Genomic DNA, 18,918 nt, shown 5'->3' with positions numbered 1-18,918 from the left:
CGTTCTCCGTCGGGTCACCCGTGGGCGGGGCGCATTCGCGTTCGCCGGCATGATCGCCTATATCAGAACCGTTCCACAGCTATGGATAGACCGATCATCATGGCGACGCCGTCGCTCGACAGCGCCCGCGCGGCCGAACCCGCGATCGAGAAGGCGCCCGATTTCCAGCCCGCGCTGCTCCCCGGGCGGCCCCCGTCGCTGGTCGGGCTCACCCGCGACGCGCTCAAGGCGCAGCTCGTCGGCATGGGCGTGCCCGAGCGCGAGAGCCGGATGCGGGCGGGCCAGATCTGGCACTGGGTCAATTTCCGCGGGGCGACCGACTTCGCCGCGATGACCAATGTCGGCAAGGCGCTGAAGGCCGAGCTCGCGCGGCACTTCACCCTGGAGCGGCCCGAGGTCGCCAGCCGCCAGGTCTCCCGCGACGGCACCCGCAAGTGGCTGCTGCGCATGGCGCCGACCAACCCGCAGGAGCACAATCGCGGCGCCGAGATCGAGTGCGTCTACATCCCGGGCCCGGACCGCGGCACGCTCTGCGTGTCGAGCCAGGTCGGCTGCACCCTCACCTGCTCCTTCTGCCACACCGGCACGCAGCGCCTCGTGCGCAACCTCTCCTCGGCCGAGATCGTGCAGCAGCTCGTGACCGCCCGCGATGAGCTCGGCGACTGGCCCGGCCAGATGCCCAGCCGCGACGCGTCCGGCGCCGGCGAGGCGGGGCGGCTCGTCACCAACATCGTGTTCATGGGCATGGGCGAGCCCCTGTACAATCTCGACGCCGTGATCGACGCGGTCGGCGTGATGTCGGACCAGGAGGGGCTCGGCCTCTCCCGGCGGCGGATCACGGTCTCGACCTCCGGGGTGGTGCCGCAGATCCCCCGCCTCGGCGAGGCGGCCAACGCCATGCTGGCGATCTCGCTCCACGCCGTGCGCGACGACCTGCGCAACGAGCTGGTGCCGCTCAATCGCAAATACCCGATCGCCCAGCTTCTCGAAGCCTGCCGCACCTATCCGGGCCTGAGCAACGCCCGCCGCATCACCTTCGAGTACGTGATGCTGAAGGGCGTCAACGATTCCGATGGGGATGCGCGCGAGCTGGTCCGTCTGCTCAAGGGCATACCGGCCAAGATCAACCTGATCCCGTTCAATCCCTGGCCCGGCAGCCGCTACGAATGCTCGGACTGGGACCGAATCGAACGCTTCTCCGAGATCGTGTTCACCGCCGGCTACGCCTCGCCGGTGCGCACGCCCCGGGGCCGGGACATCCTGGCCGCTTGCGGCCAGCTCAAGAGCGAGACCGAGAAGCTGCGCGCCCGAGCCCGGCTGATGCAGGAAGAGGGCATCGGCGTGGAGAGCTTCTACGCCGGCGCCGACGACTGACGCGGTCACGGTTTCGAAAGGTCCGAGACCTTTCGTGGGTGCAGGGCAAAGCCCTGCTGCCGGGCTTCGCCCGGTGTCGGGCTCCGCCCTGACGACCCGCCAAAGGGCATGGCCCTTTGGGATCCTGGGGATCACGCCGCGATCCGCTGCCCGTCCGCCCGGCGCAGGCCCGGCTCCTCGCTGCCGACCCATTCGGTGCGGTGCCGCGGCAGGGCTTCCGGGTGCTCGGCCTGGAGCCAGGTGATCATCGCCTCGCGGATCACGCAGCGCAGGTCCCAGGCCTGGGGCGCGTTGCGGGCGCTTACCAGCATCCGCACCTCCATGGTGCTCTCCTTGGCGTCCGAGACCTGCAGATTGACCACCTTGCCGTCCCACAGGGGCGTGGCGGCGGCGATCTCCGAGAGCTTTTCGCGCATCTGCGCCACCGGGGCGCGGTGGTCGACGTAGAGGAACACGCTGCCGATCAGCGAGGCGCCGTCGCGGGTCCAGTTCTGGAAGGGCTTCTGGATGAAGTAGGTGAGCGGCAGCACCAGCCGGCGCCAATCCCACAGGCGCACCACCACGTAGGTGGAGGTGATCTCCTCGACCCAGCCCCACTCGTTCTCGACGATCACCGCGTCCTCGATCCGGATCGGCTGGGTGATGGCGATCTGGATCCCGGCCACGAGGTTCGAGAGGACCGGCTGCATGGCGAGGCCCAGGATCAGGCCGGCGGCGCCCGCGGAGGCCAGCAGGCTGACCCCGTACTGGCGCACCGGCTCGAAGGTCATCAGCGCCACCGAGACCGTGATGAGGCCGACCAGGGTCACGGCCGCCCGCTCGAGGATGCGCATCTGGGTGAAGTGCTTGCGCGCCAGGAGGTTGTCCTCGGCGTCGAGCTTGAACCGGCGCAGGTAGATCACCGTGGCGATGTGGAGCGCGGTGGCACAGCACCAGCCAGTCAGCGTCACGAAGGCGACCAGCAGGATCTGGTTGAGGGCGATCCGCACCTCCCAGGACAGGTGCACCGTGGTCGAGGCGATGCTGATCGCCACGACGATCAAGCCGAGCCGGCTCGGGCCGTGGGTGCGGGAGACCAGAGAGCGCCAGAACAGGCTCTTGCTCGCCACCGCCCGCTTCAGCGCCCGGTAGGCGACGCCGTGCAGCGGCATCACCACGGCGCAGCAGGCGACGATCACGATCAGGCTTTCGGCCCACCACGGCAGATAGGCGAGCACGGAGGCGGCGCGGCCGATCAGGGCATTGAGGTCCGGCATCGGGCATCACCTCCACGGGTTCCGAACGGGACCTGGAGGAATGGGTCGCACCGGCCGAGGTTCCGCATCGCACCATACCGCCGCTGCAACGCAGCGGCCTGGTGAGGGGGCGGCCGGACGGTTGCGTTTCGGCGGCTCATTCGGTCACTCGCGCGCCTGTTCGTGACGCGCGAACGCAATTCTGCGCGCTACCGCGCCGCCCCGATCTCGACGCTGCCGTAGGCGGTCCGGCCGAACCGGGCCGGGCGGTACATGTCCTCCACCGAGGCGCCCGGATGCACATAGGTGCCCGGCGAGACCGCCCGGACCGTGTAGGCCACGGTGAAGAATGCCGGCTGGTCCGGGGTGCGGTCGTAGGCGGCCACGAACCGGTCGTCGCGGAACTCGGTGTGGACCGGCTGCACGTCGGACTTGGCGAAGGCGAGGCCCTGGAGGGCGTCGGCATCGAGCAGCTTCGGGTTGTCGATCTCGAGGCCGGCCGGTAGCGGGTCGACCAGCAGGAGCCGGGCGGCCTGGGCCTTGTCCGCGGTGACCTTGAGCACCACCACGAGCCGGTCGTTCTGGCGCAGGCCCTGGGCCGGATCGACCAGGCTGCCGTCCAGTCGGTGGAACGTGCGCGCGATCGTATAGCCCTGCGCGGCGGCGGGCTCGGGCACCAGCGGGCTGCCGTTCACCCCCAAGGCCACCTGCACGGGCGCCCGGCCGGTATTGGTGAGTTCGACATTGCGCCCCTCCAGCGCCGCCCCCCGAAAAATCCGGGCGAGCGCCCCGGTCTGCGCCGCGCCGTCGAGGTTGAAGGACAGCGCGTCCGCCTCCTTGGACAGGCTCTCGGCGGCGAGCACCAGCCAGGCGTTCTCCTGGGTGCTGGTCGCGCGCGTATCCTGCCGCTCCTCGCCGATGAGGGCGGCCACCGGGGCCAGGGCGACCTGGGTCAGCCCGCTCTCCGCCGCCAGGGCGATCAGCCCGGCGCCGTCGCGCAGGCGGGAGCCGTAATCGGCCCGGTAGAGCCCTGCATCCCGCCGGGATCTCAGCGCGGCGAGCGCCGAGTCCATCACCGTGGCGGCGCGGCCCCGGTCGCCGAGCAGCGCCAGGGCCGCTGAAAGCTGCGCCCGGGCGAGCCCGGTAGCGAAGGCGTCGAGCTTGGTGTCGGCGAGGTAGCGCAGGTCGCCCATCACCGGCCGGCCGTTGCGCGCCAGGACGTAGGCCGCGTAGGCGAGGTCGGCGCCGCCGTCCCGCACCTCCGTGGCGTTGGCGACACTGTTGCGCAGGCGGTCGAGCGCCTGGGCGAAGGCCCCCTGCGGCACCGCGAAGCCGCGCTCCCGGGCGCGGGTGAGGAAATCGGTCACGTAGGCGTCGAGCCAGAGATCGCCCGAGCCCTGCGCCGACCACAGGCCGAAATCGCCGCTCGAATCCTGGCGGGCGAGCAGCCGCTCGATCGACTCGCGCACCCTGTCGTCGACGTTGGCGTCGAGGGCGAGCTTGTCCAGGGCGGCCAGGCGGTTGACGTAGAGCAGCGGCAGCGCCCGGCTGACGATCTGCTCGGAGCAGCCATAGGGATAGCGGTCCAGCGCCTGGAGCAGGGCCGGCACGTCGAGGCCGGGCAGCGCCGAGGCCGAGAGCGAGACGCTGCCGGTTCCGGGCAAGAGGTCGGCCAGCAGATCGGCGCTGACCGTCAGGCCGGCGCCGGGGGCCAAGGTCCGAACCGAGCGGCGCAGCAGCGCCCCGGTCCCCGGCAGCACGCCGAGGGAAAAGCTCTGGCTCAGGTTGCCGTCGAGGCCGGGCCCCGACAGGGCGAGGTCGAGCCGCGCCGTGCCGGGCCCGGCGGCGGTGAGCGGGATCGCCACCTGGCCTCGCCCCCCGGCCTCCAGGCGGATCGTCTGCCGCAAGGCGCTGGAGCCGATCAGGATCGGGCCGGCGGGGGCGATGTCCACCGTGTAGTCGCCGGCCCGGCCCTCGACGTTGTCGAGGGCCACGAACAGGCGCGAGCGGTCGCCTGTATCGAGGAAGCGCGGCAGGGTCGCGGTGAGCACGACGGGATCGCGGATGATCACGTCCGCCTGCGCCTGGCCGACCCGGTCGCCGCTCCAGGCGGTGACCATCACCCGGCCGGTGCCGTTGAAGGCCGGCAGCGGGAAGGTGACGCTGGCCGCCCCGTCCGGCCCCACGGTGACGACGCCCGAAAACAGGGCGAGCGGCGCCTGGGTCGGCGGCGCGTCGGCGAGCTCGCCGCCGCCCGCATCGCCGCCGGAGCGGATCGCCCCGGCCGAGCCCTGCATGCCGTCGATCAGGTAACCGTAGAGGTCGCGGAATTCCGGCCCCAGAGCCCTCTGGCCGAGGAAGTACTGGGTCGGGTTCGGCGCCTCGTAGCGGGTCAGGTTGAGGATGCCGACATCGACCAGCGCCACGGTGAACCGGGCCGCCTCACCGGGCTTCAACCCGGTGAGCTGCACCGGGAGGGTCAGGTCCTGCCGCGGGCGGGTCCGCTCCGGCGCCTTCACGGCCACGCCGAGGCTGCGTTGCGCGCGGTCCACCGAGAACCAGGCGAGCCCGAGCGCCCGGCCCGGCAGGCGCTTGGCCGCCTGGTCCAGGGGCCGGTAGGCGGTGGCGACCAGGTAGGCGCCCGCGCCCCACGCGGCCTTGACCGGCAGGCTCACGGTAATGCCCCCCGCCGGGACGCTGACCTCCACGGTCTCGTGCACCCGGTCGCTGACGACCATGAGGCTGGCCTGGCCCTTGAACTTCGGGCTGAGCGTGGCCCGCAGGGTGTCGCCCGCCGCGTAGGCGGGTTTGTCGAGGGTCAGGTCGAGGAGGTCCGGCGCGTCCGCGGTCTCGGAGCCGCCCCAGCCGACCTCGAAGCCGAGGCTCGCGGTGGCCTCCGGGGCGCCCGCCGCCGCGATCTCCAGCCGGTAGCGGCCGACCTGGCCCACCGGCGCCTCGATCCGGCCCAGGGTCCCGGCCGCGAGGTCGAGGCTGCCGCTGGCGATCCGCCGGCTGGTCTTGACCGCCTCGAACGACCAGCGGCCGTCCGCGCGATACCATTGGTAGGTCCGCTCCACCCGCGACAAGGTCCAGGTCACCCCGGGCCGGGCCAGCAGCGTCCCGTCCGGGGCGGCGAAGACCGCGTCGAAGACGGCGCGGTCGCCCTCCTTCAGCTCCGAGAACGCCTTGCGGAGGGCGAGCACCGGCCCGGCGGGCAGGATCGGCAGGGTCAGGCTGCGCGACAGCGCCCGGCCGCCGGGCTCGCCCACCGCGAGGGTGATCTTCGCCTCCAGCGGCCGGGGCGCGGCCACCTCCGGCAGGGGCACGGTGACGGTGGCGTGCCCCTGCGCGTCCGTGGTGGCGTGGGTCGCGAGTTCCTGCACGCTCGGTTCCACGGCCTCGTCGTCGAGGCCGGTCGTGTAGCCCGCCAGGCCCTTGATGCCGCTGCCCGAGGCCGCCTGCACGACGACGCTGCCCGAGACGTCGAGCCCGGCGCCCGGGGCGCCGTAGAGGTAGCGCGCGGCGACATCGACCTGCGCCGCCTCGCCCCGGCGCAGCGCGGCCTGGGCGGCCTTGAGGGTCACCTCCAGGCGCTCGGGGACGTAATCCTCCACCAGGAAGCTGGTCGTGCCGAGCGCCGGGGCCTTCGGGTCGGTATAGGCCGAGACCCGCCAGGTGCCGTGCATGGCCCCCGACAGCAGCGGTAGGGGCAGCGCCCGGCCGCCGAGCCCCTGGTCCGGCACCGAGACCCGGCGATACTCGACCCCGTCCGGGCGCTTCACCACCAGGGTCAGGGGCAGGTCCGGCACCGCCGCGTTGCGGGGATCGCGCAGCAGGGCGGTGATCTGCACGGTCTCGCCCGAGCGGTAGACCCCGCGCTCGGTGAACAGGTAGGCGTCGAGCCCGCCGCTCTCGGGCCGGCCCTTCACGCCCCGGTCGGTCAGGTCGAAGGCGCCGAGGTTGAGGTCGAGGAAGCCGTAATCGTCCCCCGCCTGGGCGACCACCAGGCTCGGCGCGGTGCCGCCCTCCCCGCGGGCGAGGCCCGGGTCGAAGGCGGCATGGCCCTGCGCGTCGGTCTTGGCGGTGCCCAAAACCTCGTTGTTGCGGGCGATCAGCCGGATCGCGGCTCCCGGCAGCACCTGCGCGGAGGCGAGCGAGCGCAGCACCACGTGGACCCCGTCCCGCCCCTTGGTGGCGGTGAGCCCGAGATCCGAGACCACGAACCACTGGGTCGCCTGGGTCTCGTAGCTGTCCTCGTCCGGCGCCGCCGTCCCGGCGGCCCGGGCCAGCATCACGTAGAGGCCGGGCTCGAGCTTGCCCACGGCCTGCAGGACCGGGAAGGCGGTCACCGCCTCCTGGTTCAGCTCGGCCTTGGCGGTGTCGAGGGTGCCCTTCCAGACGCGCACGCCCTTCTCGGCCGCGATCGACCGGGCGGTCGCGCCGCTGAGCTGGCCCAGAAAATCCTCGGAGCGCAGGGTCGGCAGCAGGCCGCGGTCGCCGATGCGCAGGACCTCCACGTCGAGCTTCGGCGCGTTCACCGAGATCAGGGGCACGCCCGCCTGGCCGGTGCGCGGCAGGACGTAATTGCGCCCGGTGAACCGGACCTGGGGGGCGCGGTCGCGGACGTAGATCTCGTAATCGGCGGATTTGAGCAGGCTCTCGCCCACCGTCGACGGCAGGCCCTGGCGCAGGATCACGGCGTAGCGGCTGCCGTGCTTCAGCCCGTCGACGCAGACCTGCGAGCCCTCCGCGGTCACGGCGCCGCTGCTGCTGCCCGAGACCGCCACGTAGGGGGCGTAGTCGGTCTTGGGGACCACCGGCTCCGAGACGGTGAAGCAGAGGCGCGGGGCGGCGGCGTCCGAATCAACCTTGTAGTCGAGGATCCGGAAGCCGTGCTCGGTGCGCAGGGTCTCGTAAGTCCGGCGGGTCGCCGGGTCGTCGTCGAGGGCGAGGCTGGCCGCGTAGGCGTTCAGGGCCGGGCGCCAGGCGGATTCCCCGGCCTCCAGGGCGCCGAGCTGCGCCAGGGATTCCGCCGCGTCCACGGGTGTCCGGGCGCGCTCATAGGCGCGATAGGCCGCCGCCGCGGCCCGGTCCCGCAGGAGGGCCCGGCCCTGATAGTCGTTCTCCTCCCGGGTCTCGACCGCCGCTGCGGCGGCCTGGGCATAGGTCTGCCAGGCGCGGATATTGGCCGGATCGGCCGCCACGGCCGCGGTGAGCGGGGCGAGCGCCTCGTCCGGCTTGTCGGCAGCGAGCAGCGTCTGTCCGGCGGCGAGGGACTGGCCGGCGGGCCTGAGCGGCCCCCCGGCCTCGGCCTTAAGCGCCGCTTCGAGCCGCACGGCGCTGCTGGCGAGGTCGCTGCGAACGAAGCTTTTCTCGAAGGCGGCCGCTTGTCGCTGGGCAGCGCGAGCGGCCGGTGCGGCCTGGGCGAGGGCCGGCCCGCAGGCCAGGGCCGCCAGAAGCGCCAGAGCACCCGCCAGCCGGTTCCGCCACGCCATGCGTCTGCCCCCCGTCGGTCCCGGATCCCGGACGAATCGCCCCGGGATCGGCCGGGCGGGAGCCTAGCACCTGCGAGTCCGGCCGCAACGTTTTGGGTGCGTGTTCGGAGCCGGTCCGCGGCCCCTACCCGGCTCGCCTTCCGCCCGGGACACAACCCCCTCTCCCGCGCGAGGTCGAGAATTCAAACATCACGTATCGGCAGTAAGCACCGGAAGCGCCACGCGTTTTCCCCTCCCCCTTGTGGGGAGGGGCCAGGGGTGGGGGTGGTTCAGAAGGGACCGCCGAGCCTCGTCCGGGACCACCCCCACCTCTAACTCCTCCCCACAAGGGGGAGGAGAGAGCGTCGCGCTTCCCACCGGCCGATGTGTCAACGTCGTAGCCCGCACGGGATGGAACCCGCGCCCGTCACGGGGAACGGCGTGGCCGGTCGTCCCGGCCGGCGCAGCGCGAATTCCAAAAAACAATCAGAACGCCTTGAGCACCTGCTCGGTGTGCTCCACCGAGACCGGGCCGGCGAAGCAGTGCGAGACCAGGGCGCGGTAATCCTGCCAGGGCTGCGAGCCGGTGAAATCCTTGGTGTGGGCTTCCAGCGTGTCCCAGTGGATCAGCAGGCGGTAGCGCTGGGGATGCTCGATCGAGCGGCGCACCTCGAAGGCGCGGCAGCCCTTGGCGGCCTTGAAGATCGCCGAGGCCTCGGCGATGCCGGCCTCGAAGTCCGATTCCAGGCCGGGTTTGATCTCGATCTGCGCGATTTCGAGGATCATGGATGGGGGCCTTCTCGGTTACGGATGGAGGGGACGGCCGAGCTTGGCCGCCAGGATGCGCTGCGGGCTCAGGGCCGGGTCGGCCTGGGCGGCGACCGGCAGGTAGGCGGTCTGCTCCAGCATGTAGCGGCCGCCCATCGCCCCGTGCATGACGAGGTCGGAGAAGGTCACCCAGGTGGCGCCGGGCCGGAATTCGACATCCGCCTGCGGGGCGCTCGCCTGATAGGTCTCGTCCTGCTTCAGGGCGTCGTGCAGGTGCAGCATCAGGTGGTCGTATTCGGAGCGCCGGGCCTTGGTGATCCGCAGGGCGGCGAGCACCTGCGCCGAGAGGGCCGAGTAGCGCGGGACCCGCGGCAGGAATTTCTCCGCCATCGACCCGAAATCCTCGCCGACCCGCCAGCGACGCGGCTCGCCCGCCGGGTTGATGTTGCGGAACACCCGCAGGATCCGCTTCTCGCCGATCGGGTTCGACGGGAAGGCGTCGACATGCATGCGGGTGTCGTCCCGCCGCCAGCTGAGCTTGCGCTGGTCGACGTCGAAGGGGCGGTAGGAGGTGCCGGCCAGGTTCACCCGGTCGGCGTAATCCGGCAGGTAGGTGCCGATCAGGTCCCTGGCGAAGGCGCGGTAGCGGATCAGGAGCTGGCGCAGGGCTTCCTGCTCCTCCGGGGTGCCGGCGGCGCCGCGCAGCTCCGCGGCCTCGCCCCGGATGTTGACGTTCTTGGCCTTGCCGTCCGCGAAGGGCCGCTCGGTGAACCGGCGCTCGAAGTCGGTGAACGGGAACGGCAGGTCCGGGAACAGCAGCACCGCCCCGGCTTCCAGCTCCCGGGCCAGGGAGCCGGCGGATTCGCCGGGGGCGACGGTGCGGATCGGGCTGATCATCGTGCGCGGGCCGGGCCTGCCTGGGCGGAGGGGCGCAATCCTGTAGCCGAGCCGCCGCCGGGAGGCCAGGGGCCGCATTTCCGGTGGATGACATCCCCCGTCCACCGCCACCGTCCGGGGCGGCGGCTTGGGCCGCTTGCGCAACCGCCGCGTTCCCGGCACGTTCCTGTCCAAGTACCGGCCCACGAGCCCGGCGGAGGATGGCGCCGATGGCGACCCTGAAGGAATTCGAGGAAGCCCTGCGCGAGCACGGCATGAACATGGCGCTGGCGCTGCTGGAGCGCCTGCGCGAGCGCGACCGCGCCACCCGCACGGTCAAGCCGGCCCGCCGGCTGACCGGCCAGAAGATGACCCCTGAGCTCGCCCGGGCGATCCTCGACCTGCACGCCTCCACGGGCATGACCCAGCAGGAGATCGCCTTCAAGGTCGGGGTCAACCAGGGCCGGGTCAACGAGGTGATCAAGCGCGGCAAGTGGCTGTCGGACGATCCCCAGGCCCCCGAGGCGGTGGCCCGGGACAAGGCACTCGCCCGTATGCGCGGCGACCCCAAGCCGAAGAAGGCCCCCCTGGCCGCGTCCCGTCCCAAGGAGCGCAAGGCCGCCGCCCCCAAGGCCCCCGCCAAGGCACGCAACCAGGGCCAGCTGGCGTTGGGAGATCTGTAGGGACGAAGGGGTTCCAAAGGGCTTGCAGCCCTTTGGCGGGGTTCGGGGCGCGTAGCCCCGAGTTCACAGGTCTCTCGGGGGCTTTCGCAGGGCTCTGCCCTGCACCCGCAAAAGGTCTCGGACCTTTTGAATCCGGGATTTTTACGGGTTCAGGTCCCCGGCGCGAAATGCCCGCGGTAGCGCGCGCCGATTGCTTCGACCGGGAGCGCCACGAACACGTCGGTGGTGCCGAACTGGCGGTCGATCACCGCGCCCTCCCCGAAGGTGGCGCCGAGCCGCAGGTAGCCCTTGATCAGCGGCGGCAGCGCCTGCAGCGCCGCCTTGGGGTCGACCGCCTCGCGCGGCAGCCGGTCCATCGCCACCGCCCGTTCCGGCAGGGCCCGGGCCCGCCATTCCTCCGGGGCACGGGCATGATGGTGCAGGAACGACAGCGGCAGGGCCAGCCGATCCGGATCCGTGCCCTCCAGGCTGGCGCAGCCGATCAGCGCGTCGATCCGGTGGTGCAAGACGTAGGCGTAGATCCCCTGCCAGAGCAGCTCGACGGTGCGCTTGCTCCGGTAGGGCTTCAGTACGCAGGACCGGCCGAGCTCGAGCAGCCGCCGGTGCTTCTGCGCCGCCAGGATCGGCTCCAGGTCGTACTCGCCCTCGGAATAGAAGCCAGCATGCCGCTCGGCCACCTCGCCCCGGAGCAGCCGGTAGGTGCCGACCACCTTGGGGCGATGCTCGACGAACGGCTTCTTCCGCCGGGGCGCGGAATGATCGAGAACCAGGAGATGGTCGCAGAGCGCGTCGTAGGCGTCGGCATCGCGTCGCGATAATGCGGCGAGACCCGTGGGGATCGCCGCCATCTCTTCGTAGAAAACCTTGAAGCGCAGGCGCTGCGCCCGCCGAACTTCGGATTTCTTCGCCGCGAGCCGCACTTCAAGATTGCCGATCCGGCCCAGGCTGCGCCCCTCGAACGGCTCCGGCAGGCGGATCGCCCGCTCGGCCGACAGCACGTCGGCGATGCCCGCAGGGCCGGCCTGAATGAGCGCGTGCCGGCGCCGCAGCTTCGCGATCGGCGCGCCGACGCCCCATTGCACGCCCTGCACGCCCTTGTGCCAGCCGGCTCCGAGCGCGCTGTAGGCTCCGCGGGCGAGATTGGCGACCATGGTCGAGTTCACTCCAGGCGCACGACCGTGCACCGTCCGGACCCACTAAAGAGCACGCCGCGCACACGCCATTATGACAGCCGCGAAACGAAAACGCCCCGGCCGGGGCCGGGGCGCTCTATTACGCTAACAGGTTCTCAGGCCGGCAGCCGGATCAGGCCGCCTGCTGCTGGACCGCGTCCTTGCGCACGTCACCCTCGATCACCGGGGCGGACGGGGCGCCGGCCGTGGCGATCTGGATGCGACGGGGCTTCTTCGCCTCCGGCACCTCGCGGACGAGGTCGATGTGGAGGAGGCCGTTCTCCAGAGCTGCACCGGTCACCTGGACGTGGTCGGCGAGCTGGAACCGGCGCTCGAAGGCGCGGGCCGCGATGCCCTGATGCAGGAATTCCGCCTTGCCCTCGGGCTTGCGCTCGCCCTTCAGGGTGAGGGCATTCTCCCGAACCTCGATCGACAGGTCGGACTCAGTGAAGCCGGCGACCGCGACGGTGATGCGGTAGGCGTTCTCGCCGGTCCGCTCGATGTTGTAGGGCGGGTAGGTCGGCGCCGCCTCGGCGGTGGCGAACTGGTCGAGGGCGGAGAACAGACGGTCGAAACCGACGGTGGAACGATACAGGGGGGCGAGATCGAACTGACGCATGACATATCCTCGGATGAGCAACATGCAGGATTGGTCCGCCCGATGGGCCGGACCCGTCTTTCGTGCCGCCTGACGGCCGGCACAGACGGAATATCGGGGGTGGAAAATCGGCCTTCAAGACCTGTCGCAAGGGCCGAATCCGAGATTTTTTCGGCTACGGTCACGCTGACGACCGGACGCAGCGAGGTGGCCCCGTGAGACGGTTCGACGGCGAGATCGGACGGCAGCCGCCGCTCCTGACCCTGCGCGGCACGCCCGACAATCCGGTGCCGCCCGGCGGCACCCTGATCGCGGTCGGCACCCGCGACGACTGCACCCTGCGGGCGGCCTATTGGCAGAGCACGGCGCGGACCTGCCGGGGCACGGTCTGCCTGCTCCAGGGGCGCGCCGAGTTCATCGAGAAGTACTACGAGACCATCCAGGACCTCCGGACCCGCGGCTTCGCCGTGGTGGCGTTCGACTGGCGCGGCCAGGGTGAATCGGACCGGCGGGTGGACGACCCGCACAAGGGCCACGTCGCCCGCTTCGACGATTACCGGCTCGACCTGCGGGCGGTGGCCGAGACGGTGCTGGTGCCGCTGATGCCCGAGCCGCATATCGGCCTGGCGCATTCGATGGGCGGCTGCGTCGCCCTGATCGGAGCGCTGGACGGCTGGCTGCCGTTCCGGCGTCTGGTGACCGTGGCGCCGATGCTGTCGATCCGGATGGTGCGCTGGCCCGCCGGGGCGGCGTTCCTGTCGCGGGCCCTGCACCGGATCGGGCTCGGCCACTGGTACATCCCACTCGGCAAGCCGGTCTCGATCGCAACCAAGCCCTATGCGGGCAACCGCCTGTCGCGCGATCCGGTACGCTATGCCCGCAACGCGGCGGCGGCCCGGCAGGTCGGCGCCGGGGCCGTCGGGGACCCGACGATCGCGTGGCTCGCGGAGGCGTTCCGGGCGATGGCGCGCCTGCGCGACCCGCGCGTCGCCCCGCGCATCACCCTGCCGACCCTGATCGTCGCGGCCGGCGCCGATCCGGTTTGCGGGACCCTGGACACTGAGCGGTTCGCGGCCCGGATGAAGGCCGGCCACATCCTGGTCCTGCCGGATTCCCGGCACGAGATCCTGAGCGAGCGTGACGCCATCCGGCAGGACTTTTGGGCGGCCTTCGACGCCTTCGTGCCCGGCTCGCCCCTGCCCTCTCACAACGAGGTGGAGGCGCACCAGGCCGTGCCGGTGGCCTGAGCCGTCGCAGCGCCCCATCACGACGGGATCCCAAAGGGCTCTGCCCTTTGGCGGGGTATCGGGGCGGAGCCCCGATGGACCAGGGCTCTGCCCTGGACCCGCAAAAGGTCCACGACCGTTTGAAACCAGGATTTTTGCGATGCGGGCTACGTGAGGGGTTTAGCCTCCCAGGTCCGGGTCGATGTCCCGCGGGCGTACGAACCGCTCCAAACGGCCCTGCCCCGGGCCGATTGCCGACCAGGCGTCCGTATCGAACGCGATCACCGCGTAGGCGGCGGTGGGGAACTCCGTGGCGAGGCGCGTGCGCTCCTTGCGCGGTCCCTCCCCGGCCAGGGCCGTGGCGAGATCGCCCAGCCCCGGATTGTGGCCGACGACGATCACGGTTTCGGCCGCCTCCGGCGCGCCCCGGATCACGCCGAGGATCCGCTCCGCGGGCGCCTCGTAGATCTCGCGGTGAAACCGCACCTCAGGCGCGCCGAGGGCGGCGGAGACCGCCTCCCAGGTCTCGCGGGTGCGGGTGGCGGTCGAGACCAAGGCGAGGTCGGGCCGGAAGCCTGCCTCGGCGAGGTGGGCGCCCACGGCCGGCGCGGCCCGGCGGCCCCGGTCGTTGAGCGGCCGTTCGTGGTCGGCGACGCCCGCCGGACGGTCCGACTTGGCGTGCCGCAACAGGATCAGCCTGCGCATGGAGCGGGCCCTTCTCGGCGTGGGAGTATCGACAGGCGCCGGATTCGCGCCGCGGCCCGGTTAGCCGAAAGCGCGGCGCGCGGGAACCTCGGCCGCCCTGCCCGGTTCGGAAACCTGGGCCGCCGAAGCAGGGCAAGCCGTGGATGGCGGCCTCTGTCGAAGGAGGTCGCGCGATGGATCGATCGCCCCGCGTTTCCGAGATCCTGTCCTGGTACGGGGCCGACAGCCCCGGCACGCTCACCAATCTGGCCCGAATGCTGGAGCATGGCCGGCTCGGCGGCACCGGCAAGATGCTGATCCTGCCGGTGGACCAGGGTTTTGAACACGGCCCGGCCCGCAGCTTCGGCCCGAACCCGCCGGCCTACGACCCGCATTACCATTTCGAGCTCGCCCTGGCGGCGGGCTGCAACGCCTACGCGGCGCCGCTGGGCTTCCTGGAGGCCGGCGCGCGCGCATACGCCGGGCGGATCCCGCTGATCCTCAAGCTCAACGACCACGACCTCCTGGCCGACGAGGATGATCCCGAGCAGGCGATCACCGGCTCGGTGGCGGATGCCCTGCGGCTCGGCGCCTGCGCCATCGGCTTCACGATCTATCCGGGCTCGGCCCACCGCAACGCCATGTACGGCCAGATCCGAGAGATCGCCGAGGAGGCCAAGAGCGTCGGCCTCGCCGTGGTGATCTGGTCCTATGCCCGCGGCTCGGCCCTGTCGAAGGAGGGCGAGACCGCCATCGACGTGATCGGCTACGCGGCGCAGATCGCGGCGCAACTCGGCGCCCACATCATCAAGGTCAAGCTGCCCACCGCCCATATCGAGCAGGCGGCCGCCAAGAAGGTCTACGAGTCCACCGGCATCCCGATCGGCACCGCGGCCGAGCGGGTGCGCCACGTGGTGCAATGTGCCTTCAACGGACGCCGGATCGTGATCTTCTCCGGCGGCGCCCAGGCCGAGGAGGAAAAGTTCCTCGACGAGATCCGTGCCATCCAGGCGGGCGGCGGCTTCGGCTCGATCGTCGGCCGCAACGCCTTCCAGCGCTCCAAGGCCGACGCCTTGAAGCTGCTGGGGCGGATCACCGACATCTATGCCGGCACGGAGGGCTGAAGCTCAGCCGCCCCGCTGCTCCCGGCGCATCATGAAGGCGAGCTTCTCGAACAAGCTGACATCCTGTTCGTTCTTCAGGAGCGCGCCGTGCAGCGGGGGGATCAGCTTGCGGCCGTCGCGCTCCCGCAGAGTCTCCGGAGAAATATCTTCGGAGACGAGGAGCTTGAGCCAGTCCAGCAGCTCAGAGGTCGAGGGTTTTTTCTTGAGGCCCGGCACCTCGCGGGTCTCGAGAAAGACCCGGAGGGCCTCCTCGACCAAGCGGTGCTTGATGCCCGGGTAATGGACGTCGACGATGCGCATCAGCGTCTCGGCGTCGGGGAACTTGATGTAGTGGAAGAAGCAGCGGCGCAGGAACGCGTCCGGCAGCTCCTTCTCGTTGTTCGAGGTGATGATCACGATCGGCCGGCGCACGGCCGCCACGGTCGCGCCGGTCTCGTAGACGTGGAACTCCATCCGGTCGAGTTCGGTCAGAAGGTCGTTGGGGAACTCGATATCGGCCTTGTCGATCTCGTCGATCAGCAGCACCGGGCGCTCGGGGGCGGTGAACGCCTCCCAGAGCTTGCCGCGCCGGATGTAGTTGCCGATGTCCGAGACTTTTGGGTCGCCGAGCTGCGAGTCGCGCAGCCGCGAGACCGCGTCGTACTCGTAGAGGCCCTGCTGGGCCTTGGTGGTCGACTTGATGTTCCAAACGATGAGCGGCGCGCCCAACCCCTTGGCGATCTCCTCGGCCAGCACGGTCTTGCCGGTGCCGGGCTCGCCCTTGACCAGGAGCGGGCGCTCCAGGACCACGGCGGCGTTGACCGCCGCGGTCAGGTCGGGGGTCGCGACGTAGGACTCGGTTCCGGAAAATCGCATCGGTCGCTTGCCTGAGTCGGGAGAACGGGAGGTCTGAATCAACTGTGGGCGGTCTTGCGCGGGCGTCCACCCCGGGATCCGTTGGCGCGCGCCGCCGCAGCCTTGGCCGCGGAGGTCGCGCGCCCGGCCCGCGCAGCCATGTAGGCGTGGGTGCCGAAGATACCGGCCAACAGGCCCGGTACCGAGATGTCCACGTCCAGGGTTTCCCAGTGCAGGCCGTAGCCGGCCCCCAGGAGCTCGATCTCGGCGAGCTGATCCTCGCTCGCGCTCTCCATGCCTTGGACCAAGCGCGGGGGGAAGGCGAAGGTGCATCCGTTGTCGAGGTCGAGCACCACGCGGCCCCGGGCGCGATCGTAGCGCGCCGTCTCGGCCCGGGGACCGGGGGGCGCTACGCGCGTGGCCGAGGCATCGGTCGGATCAGCCATGGATCTCCTCCCAGCGTGCCAGCCGCAGGTCCCGATGCTCCGAGACGAGAGACAACGCCCGTCGGCGCTCGCTCCGGCTCATGCCTGCCGACCAGACGAGTTCGGGCTCACCGGTCGATGAGACGAGATTGATCTTGGCATGCCCATCCCCGAAGACGTGCACATGGGCGGGCTCGTGGTCGTCGACGAAGATGATGACACGCAGACCGCCGGCCCGAAGAGTCGTTGCCTTCGATAACCCATCATGTTGGGTTATCTAGCAGGGGCGCTGGATCCCGTAAACGCGCGCCTGCGGGGCAGCGTGGCCTAACCCTTCTCGTGCCAGACGCAGTTCCGGGCCAGGATCTCCAGGTTCACATCGGATTTCTGCGGCTGCGGCAGGGTCTTGGTGTCCATGGCGAGGTCGATCTTGATCTCGACCTGCCCCTTCGACTCGTTGGAGCGTCGGGAGAAGTAGCAGTACTGCTGGTAGGGCTGGTCGGCATTGTCCTTGAAGTTCCAGCCGGTGACGATCTGGCCGTCGAGATAGGGCACCTGCTTGAACACCGTGAAGGTGGTGTTCACGGCGGCCTTCGAGGCCGGGGCGGCGTCGCTGCCGAGCTGCGCCTTGGTGGGCGTCGGCGTGCCGCCGCCGAGCTTGGGCAGGCCCTCGAGCTTGAGGGTGTTGTCGGTCAGCGTGACCTCACCCTTGGTCTTCAGGGTCACGTCCGAGAGCGCGGCCTGCATGGCGGCGGCGATCTTTTCCGCTGCCGTGTCGAACTGGTTGAGGGTCGCCCAGCCATAAGCCGCCGCCCCGACGCCGATGCCGGTCAGGCAGGCGAAGGCGCCGAAGCCCAGGGCCCGGAACAGGAAGGCCCGGGCCGCGACGTAGCTCGAATCCGCGCGCAGGCGCGAATTCACCTGCTGGGCGAGGGCGACGTTCTCGGGGGTGCCGCCGGCGACGTAGTTCATGCGCCGGCTCCCGCGGCTGGGAGGGTCTGACCCGGAAGGGGCTGGCCCGGATGGTTCTGGCCGGGCAGGCTCTGCTGACCCTGGGCCGGCCGGTTCATCGGGATCACCGCGCCGGTGGCGTTGGCCGCCCGGGGCAGGATCGGCTCGGGGTTCGAGCGCAGCGCGTCGGCAATCGCGTCGAGCATGAACGGCGCAGCCTCCGGGTTCACGGCGGCGCCGAGGTCGTCCTCATCCATGAAGGTCCGGCGGGTCGAGACCGCGCAGAGGGCCAGGATGGTCGACGCGAAGGCGGCGCACAGGGCCGGCAGGAACACGAAGATCCGCAGGAAGGCGTGGACCTGGCTCTCGGTCACGTCGATCGGGTCGACGCCGTAGACCATGGCGGTGAAGGAGTGCAGCTGCGAGCGGTTGACCGCGTTCCGGTAGCCCTGCTCGGCATCGGCCACGCGCCGGTCGGCGGCGCCGGGATCGAGGGCGGCACGCGCCTTGCGGGCCTCCTCCAGGTTCTTGATCAGCGCCGCCCTGTCGGCCGAGGCCTTGGTGACCCCTGCCGACAGGGCGGCGACGCGGGGATCGGCCAAGCATTTCAGGTTCTGGTACTTGCGGCCCTTGCTGTTGGTGCCGAACACCCGCTCGCAGCGCTGGGCCGGCAGGCCGGCGAGCTGCTGGGCGTTGTCGGAGGAGCGCTTCTCGATCTGGTCGAGCTCGGCAGTGTACTGGGCCACCCGCTCGTCCGCCGCCTTGATCCGGTCGCCGATCGTGGCGCGGTCGGCCTGGGCGTCCTTCAGGGCGGTCTTGGCCTTGGCGGCTTCCATCAGGCGGGGATGGAACATCATTTCGCCGAGCTGCGACACCGACTTGGTGGTCACGCCGGCGGCGAAGATGATGCCGAGCACGGCCAGCCCGCGCACGAAATGCGAGCGCTGGGTGCGGGCCAGGATGCCGAGCGGCACCCGGCACAGCTCCACGGCGGCGTAGACCAGGGGCGCCAGCAGCATGAAGTAGAAGGCGTGCCAGTCGCCGTCGCTGTAGACGCCGGCGAACAGCCAGGCGCCCCAGAGCGAGGCGCCGATCACCATGAACTCGACGAGGTACGCGATCGCGACGTAGCCCCACTTGATGCGGTAGCCCCGATCGACGTGGCGCTGGTGCTGCCACCGGTCCGACTCGAGCTTCCACTGGCGGCGCTCGCGGGCGATGTCGCGACTGGGTGGCGCCGCGGGGCCGGAGAATATCGACTTGATGGAGATCATCGGCCTCGTCACATCCATCGGGTCCTGTCGCGGGCGTGGCCCTGGCCGATCGTAACCCCCGGTTAACTCCAGCGTGTATGCGGGCATTGTGCCGATTTTGGGCCGCCCCGCACCCATTCCCCGGTGGATCGCCGGCAAGCGCTGCCCGGGTGGCTGAAATGTCTCACCCACCGCATGTATCCGGCTTGTGTCAGAGCGCACCTCGCCGCCCTTGCAATGA

General features: G+C 70.9%; 16 protein-coding genes. 4 read left to right on the top strand and 12 right to left on the bottom strand.

Going from position 1 to position 18,918, the window contains the following annotated elements; genetic code table 11:
- The first annotated feature begins 99 nt into the window (after nucleotides 1-99).
- A complete protein-coding gene (rlmN, locus tag BM228_RS07345; protein WP_092038727.1) occupies nucleotides 100-1,374 on the top strand; it encodes a dual-specificity RNA methyltransferase RlmN in 1,275 nt (424 codons plus the stop codon).
- Between the two features lie 131 nt (nucleotides 1,375-1,505).
- Here the strand turns inward: rlmN and BM228_RS07340 are convergent, their stop codons facing one another.
- The 4 genes from BM228_RS07340 to kdoO form a co-directional block, all read right to left on the bottom strand.
- A complete protein-coding gene (locus tag BM228_RS07340) occupies nucleotides 1,506-2,630 on the bottom strand; it encodes a mechanosensitive ion channel family protein (protein WP_092038575.1) in 1,125 nt (374 codons plus the stop codon).
- 188 nt (nucleotides 2,631-2,818) lie between these two features.
- Complete coding sequence (locus tag BM228_RS07335) at nucleotides 2,819-8,104, bottom strand: alpha-2-macroglobulin family protein (RefSeq protein ID WP_092038573.1); 5,286 nt, start codon at nucleotides 8,102-8,104, stop codon at nucleotides 2,819-2,821.
- 465 nt (nucleotides 8,105-8,569) lie between these two features.
- A complete protein-coding gene (locus BM228_RS07330; protein ID WP_092038571.1) occupies nucleotides 8,570-8,869 on the bottom strand; it encodes an antibiotic biosynthesis monooxygenase family protein in 300 nt (99 codons plus the stop codon).
- Nucleotides 8,870-8,887: 18 nt separating this feature from the next.
- Nucleotides 8,888-9,748: a Kdo hydroxylase KdoO gene (kdoO, locus tag BM228_RS07325; protein ID WP_092038725.1), complete on the bottom strand. Its 861-nt coding sequence runs from the start codon at nucleotides 9,746-9,748 to the stop codon at nucleotides 8,888-8,890.
- Nucleotides 9,749-9,957: 209 nt separating this feature from the next.
- Here kdoO and BM228_RS07320 point away from each other — a divergent pair, with 209 nt between their 5' ends.
- Nucleotides 9,958-10,410, top strand: a complete 453-nt coding sequence (locus tag BM228_RS07320; RefSeq protein ID WP_092038723.1) for an RNA polymerase subunit sigma-70 — start codon at nucleotides 9,958-9,960, stop codon at nucleotides 10,408-10,410.
- 149 nt (nucleotides 10,411-10,559) lie between these two features.
- On the opposite strand, the gene olsB is transcribed toward BM228_RS07320, so the two are convergent.
- Entirely contained in the window at nucleotides 10,560-11,561 is a 1,002-nt protein-coding gene (gene olsB / locus BM228_RS07315; protein WP_092038569.1) for a l-ornithine N(alpha)-acyltransferase, read from the bottom strand.
- Nucleotides 11,562-11,715: 154 nt separating this feature from the next.
- On the bottom strand, nucleotides 11,716-12,201 hold the full coding sequence (locus tag BM228_RS07310) for an Hsp20 family protein (protein WP_092038568.1): 486 nt from the start codon (nucleotides 12,199-12,201) through the stop codon (nucleotides 11,716-11,718).
- A gap of 194 nt (nucleotides 12,202-12,395) precedes the next feature.
- On the opposite strand from BM228_RS07310, the gene BM228_RS07305 reads away from it, so the two are divergent.
- Nucleotides 12,396-13,427 (top strand): alpha/beta fold hydrolase, encoded by a 1,032-nt coding sequence (locus tag BM228_RS07305; RefSeq protein WP_092038566.1) that lies wholly within the window; start codon nucleotides 12,396-12,398, stop codon nucleotides 13,425-13,427.
- Between the two features lie 159 nt (nucleotides 13,428-13,586).
- On the opposite strand, the gene BM228_RS07300 is transcribed toward BM228_RS07305, so the two are convergent.
- Complete coding sequence (locus BM228_RS07300) at nucleotides 13,587-14,111, bottom strand: SixA phosphatase family protein (protein ID WP_092038564.1); 525 nt, start codon at nucleotides 14,109-14,111, stop codon at nucleotides 13,587-13,589.
- 173 nt (nucleotides 14,112-14,284) lie between these two features.
- Between BM228_RS07300 and BM228_RS07295 the strand changes: the two genes are divergently transcribed.
- Nucleotides 14,285-15,214: a class I fructose-bisphosphate aldolase gene (locus BM228_RS07295; protein WP_092038562.1), complete on the top strand. Its 930-nt coding sequence runs from the start codon at nucleotides 14,285-14,287 to the stop codon at nucleotides 15,212-15,214.
- A gap of 3 nt (nucleotides 15,215-15,217) precedes the next feature.
- On the opposite strand, the gene BM228_RS07290 is transcribed toward BM228_RS07295, so the two are convergent.
- The 5 genes from BM228_RS07290 to BM228_RS07270 form a co-directional block, all read right to left on the bottom strand.
- Entirely contained in the window at nucleotides 15,218-16,069 is an 852-nt protein-coding gene (locus tag BM228_RS07290) for an AAA family ATPase (RefSeq protein WP_092038560.1), read from the bottom strand.
- Nucleotides 16,070-16,107: 38 nt separating this feature from the next.
- Nucleotides 16,108-16,494, bottom strand: coding sequence for a DUF2442 domain-containing protein (locus BM228_RS07285; protein ID WP_092038559.1), 387 nt, complete (start codon nucleotides 16,492-16,494; stop codon nucleotides 16,108-16,110).
- Nucleotides 16,487-16,690 (bottom strand): DUF4160 domain-containing protein, encoded by a 204-nt coding sequence (locus BM228_RS35290; protein WP_280142320.1) that lies wholly within the window; start codon nucleotides 16,688-16,690, stop codon nucleotides 16,487-16,489. Before BM228_RS35290 ends, BM228_RS07285 begins: the two co-directional genes overlap by 8 nt.
- Before the next feature lie 110 nt (nucleotides 16,691-16,800).
- Nucleotides 16,801-17,445 carry a hypothetical protein gene (locus BM228_RS07275; protein WP_092038555.1) on the bottom strand — a complete coding sequence of 215 codons (645 nt, stop codon included), beginning with the start codon at nucleotides 17,443-17,445 and terminating at the stop codon, nucleotides 16,801-16,803.
- Nucleotides 17,442-18,716, bottom strand: a complete 1,275-nt coding sequence (locus tag BM228_RS07270; protein WP_092038553.1) for an ATPase — start codon at nucleotides 18,714-18,716, stop codon at nucleotides 17,442-17,444. The genes BM228_RS07275 and BM228_RS07270 overlap by 4 nt, the downstream gene beginning before the upstream one ends.
- Nucleotides 18,717-18,918 lie beyond the last annotated feature (202 nt).

Source organism: Methylobacterium pseudosasicola (genome assembly GCF_900114535.1).
GTDB classification, from domain to species: Bacteria; Pseudomonadota; Alphaproteobacteria; order Rhizobiales; family Beijerinckiaceae; genus Methylobacterium; species Methylobacterium pseudosasicola.
Note: the sequence above shows the minus strand (reverse complement) of the source record. Positions and strands in the feature narration are given on the sequence as shown.

Coding starts and splice junctions, on each gene's coding strand:
- BM228_RS07340 (WP_092038575.1), bottom strand. CDS start 2,630: ATGCCGGACCTCAATGCCCTGATCGGCCGCGCCGCCTCCGTGCTCGCC.
- BM228_RS07295 (WP_092038562.1), top strand. CDS start 14,285: ATGGATCGATCGCCCCGCGTTTCCGAGATCCTGTCCTGGTACGGGGCC.
- kdoO (WP_092038725.1), bottom strand. CDS start 9,748: ATGATCAGCCCGATCCGCACCGTCGCCCCCGGCGAATCCGCCGGCTCC.
- BM228_RS07330 (WP_092038571.1), bottom strand. CDS start 8,869: ATGATCCTCGAAATCGCGCAGATCGAGATCAAACCCGGCCTGGAATCG.
- BM228_RS07270 (WP_092038553.1), bottom strand. CDS start 18,716: ATGGATGTGACGAGGCCGATGATCTCCATCAAGTCGATATTCTCCGGC.
- BM228_RS07285 (WP_092038559.1), bottom strand. CDS start 16,494: ATGGCTGATCCGACCGATGCCTCGGCCACGCGCGTAGCGCCCCCCGGT.
- BM228_RS07310 (WP_092038568.1), bottom strand. CDS start 12,201: ATGCGTCAGTTCGATCTCGCCCCCCTGTATCGTTCCACCGTCGGTTTC.
- rlmN (WP_092038727.1), top strand. CDS start 100: ATGGCGACGCCGTCGCTCGACAGCGCCCGCGCGGCCGAACCCGCGATC.
- olsB (WP_092038569.1), bottom strand. CDS start 11,561: ATGGTCGCCAATCTCGCCCGCGGAGCCTACAGCGCGCTCGGAGCCGGC.
- BM228_RS07275 (WP_092038555.1), bottom strand. CDS start 17,445: ATGAACTACGTCGCCGGCGGCACCCCCGAGAACGTCGCCCTCGCCCAG.
- BM228_RS07300 (WP_092038564.1), bottom strand. CDS start 14,111: ATGCGCAGGCTGATCCTGTTGCGGCACGCCAAGTCGGACCGTCCGGCG.
- BM228_RS07335 (WP_092038573.1), bottom strand. CDS start 8,104: ATGGCGTGGCGGAACCGGCTGGCGGGTGCTCTGGCGCTTCTGGCGGCC.
- BM228_RS07290 (WP_092038560.1), bottom strand. CDS start 16,069: ATGCGATTTTCCGGAACCGAGTCCTACGTCGCGACCCCCGACCTGACC.
- BM228_RS07320 (WP_092038723.1), top strand. CDS start 9,958: ATGGCGACCCTGAAGGAATTCGAGGAAGCCCTGCGCGAGCACGGCATG.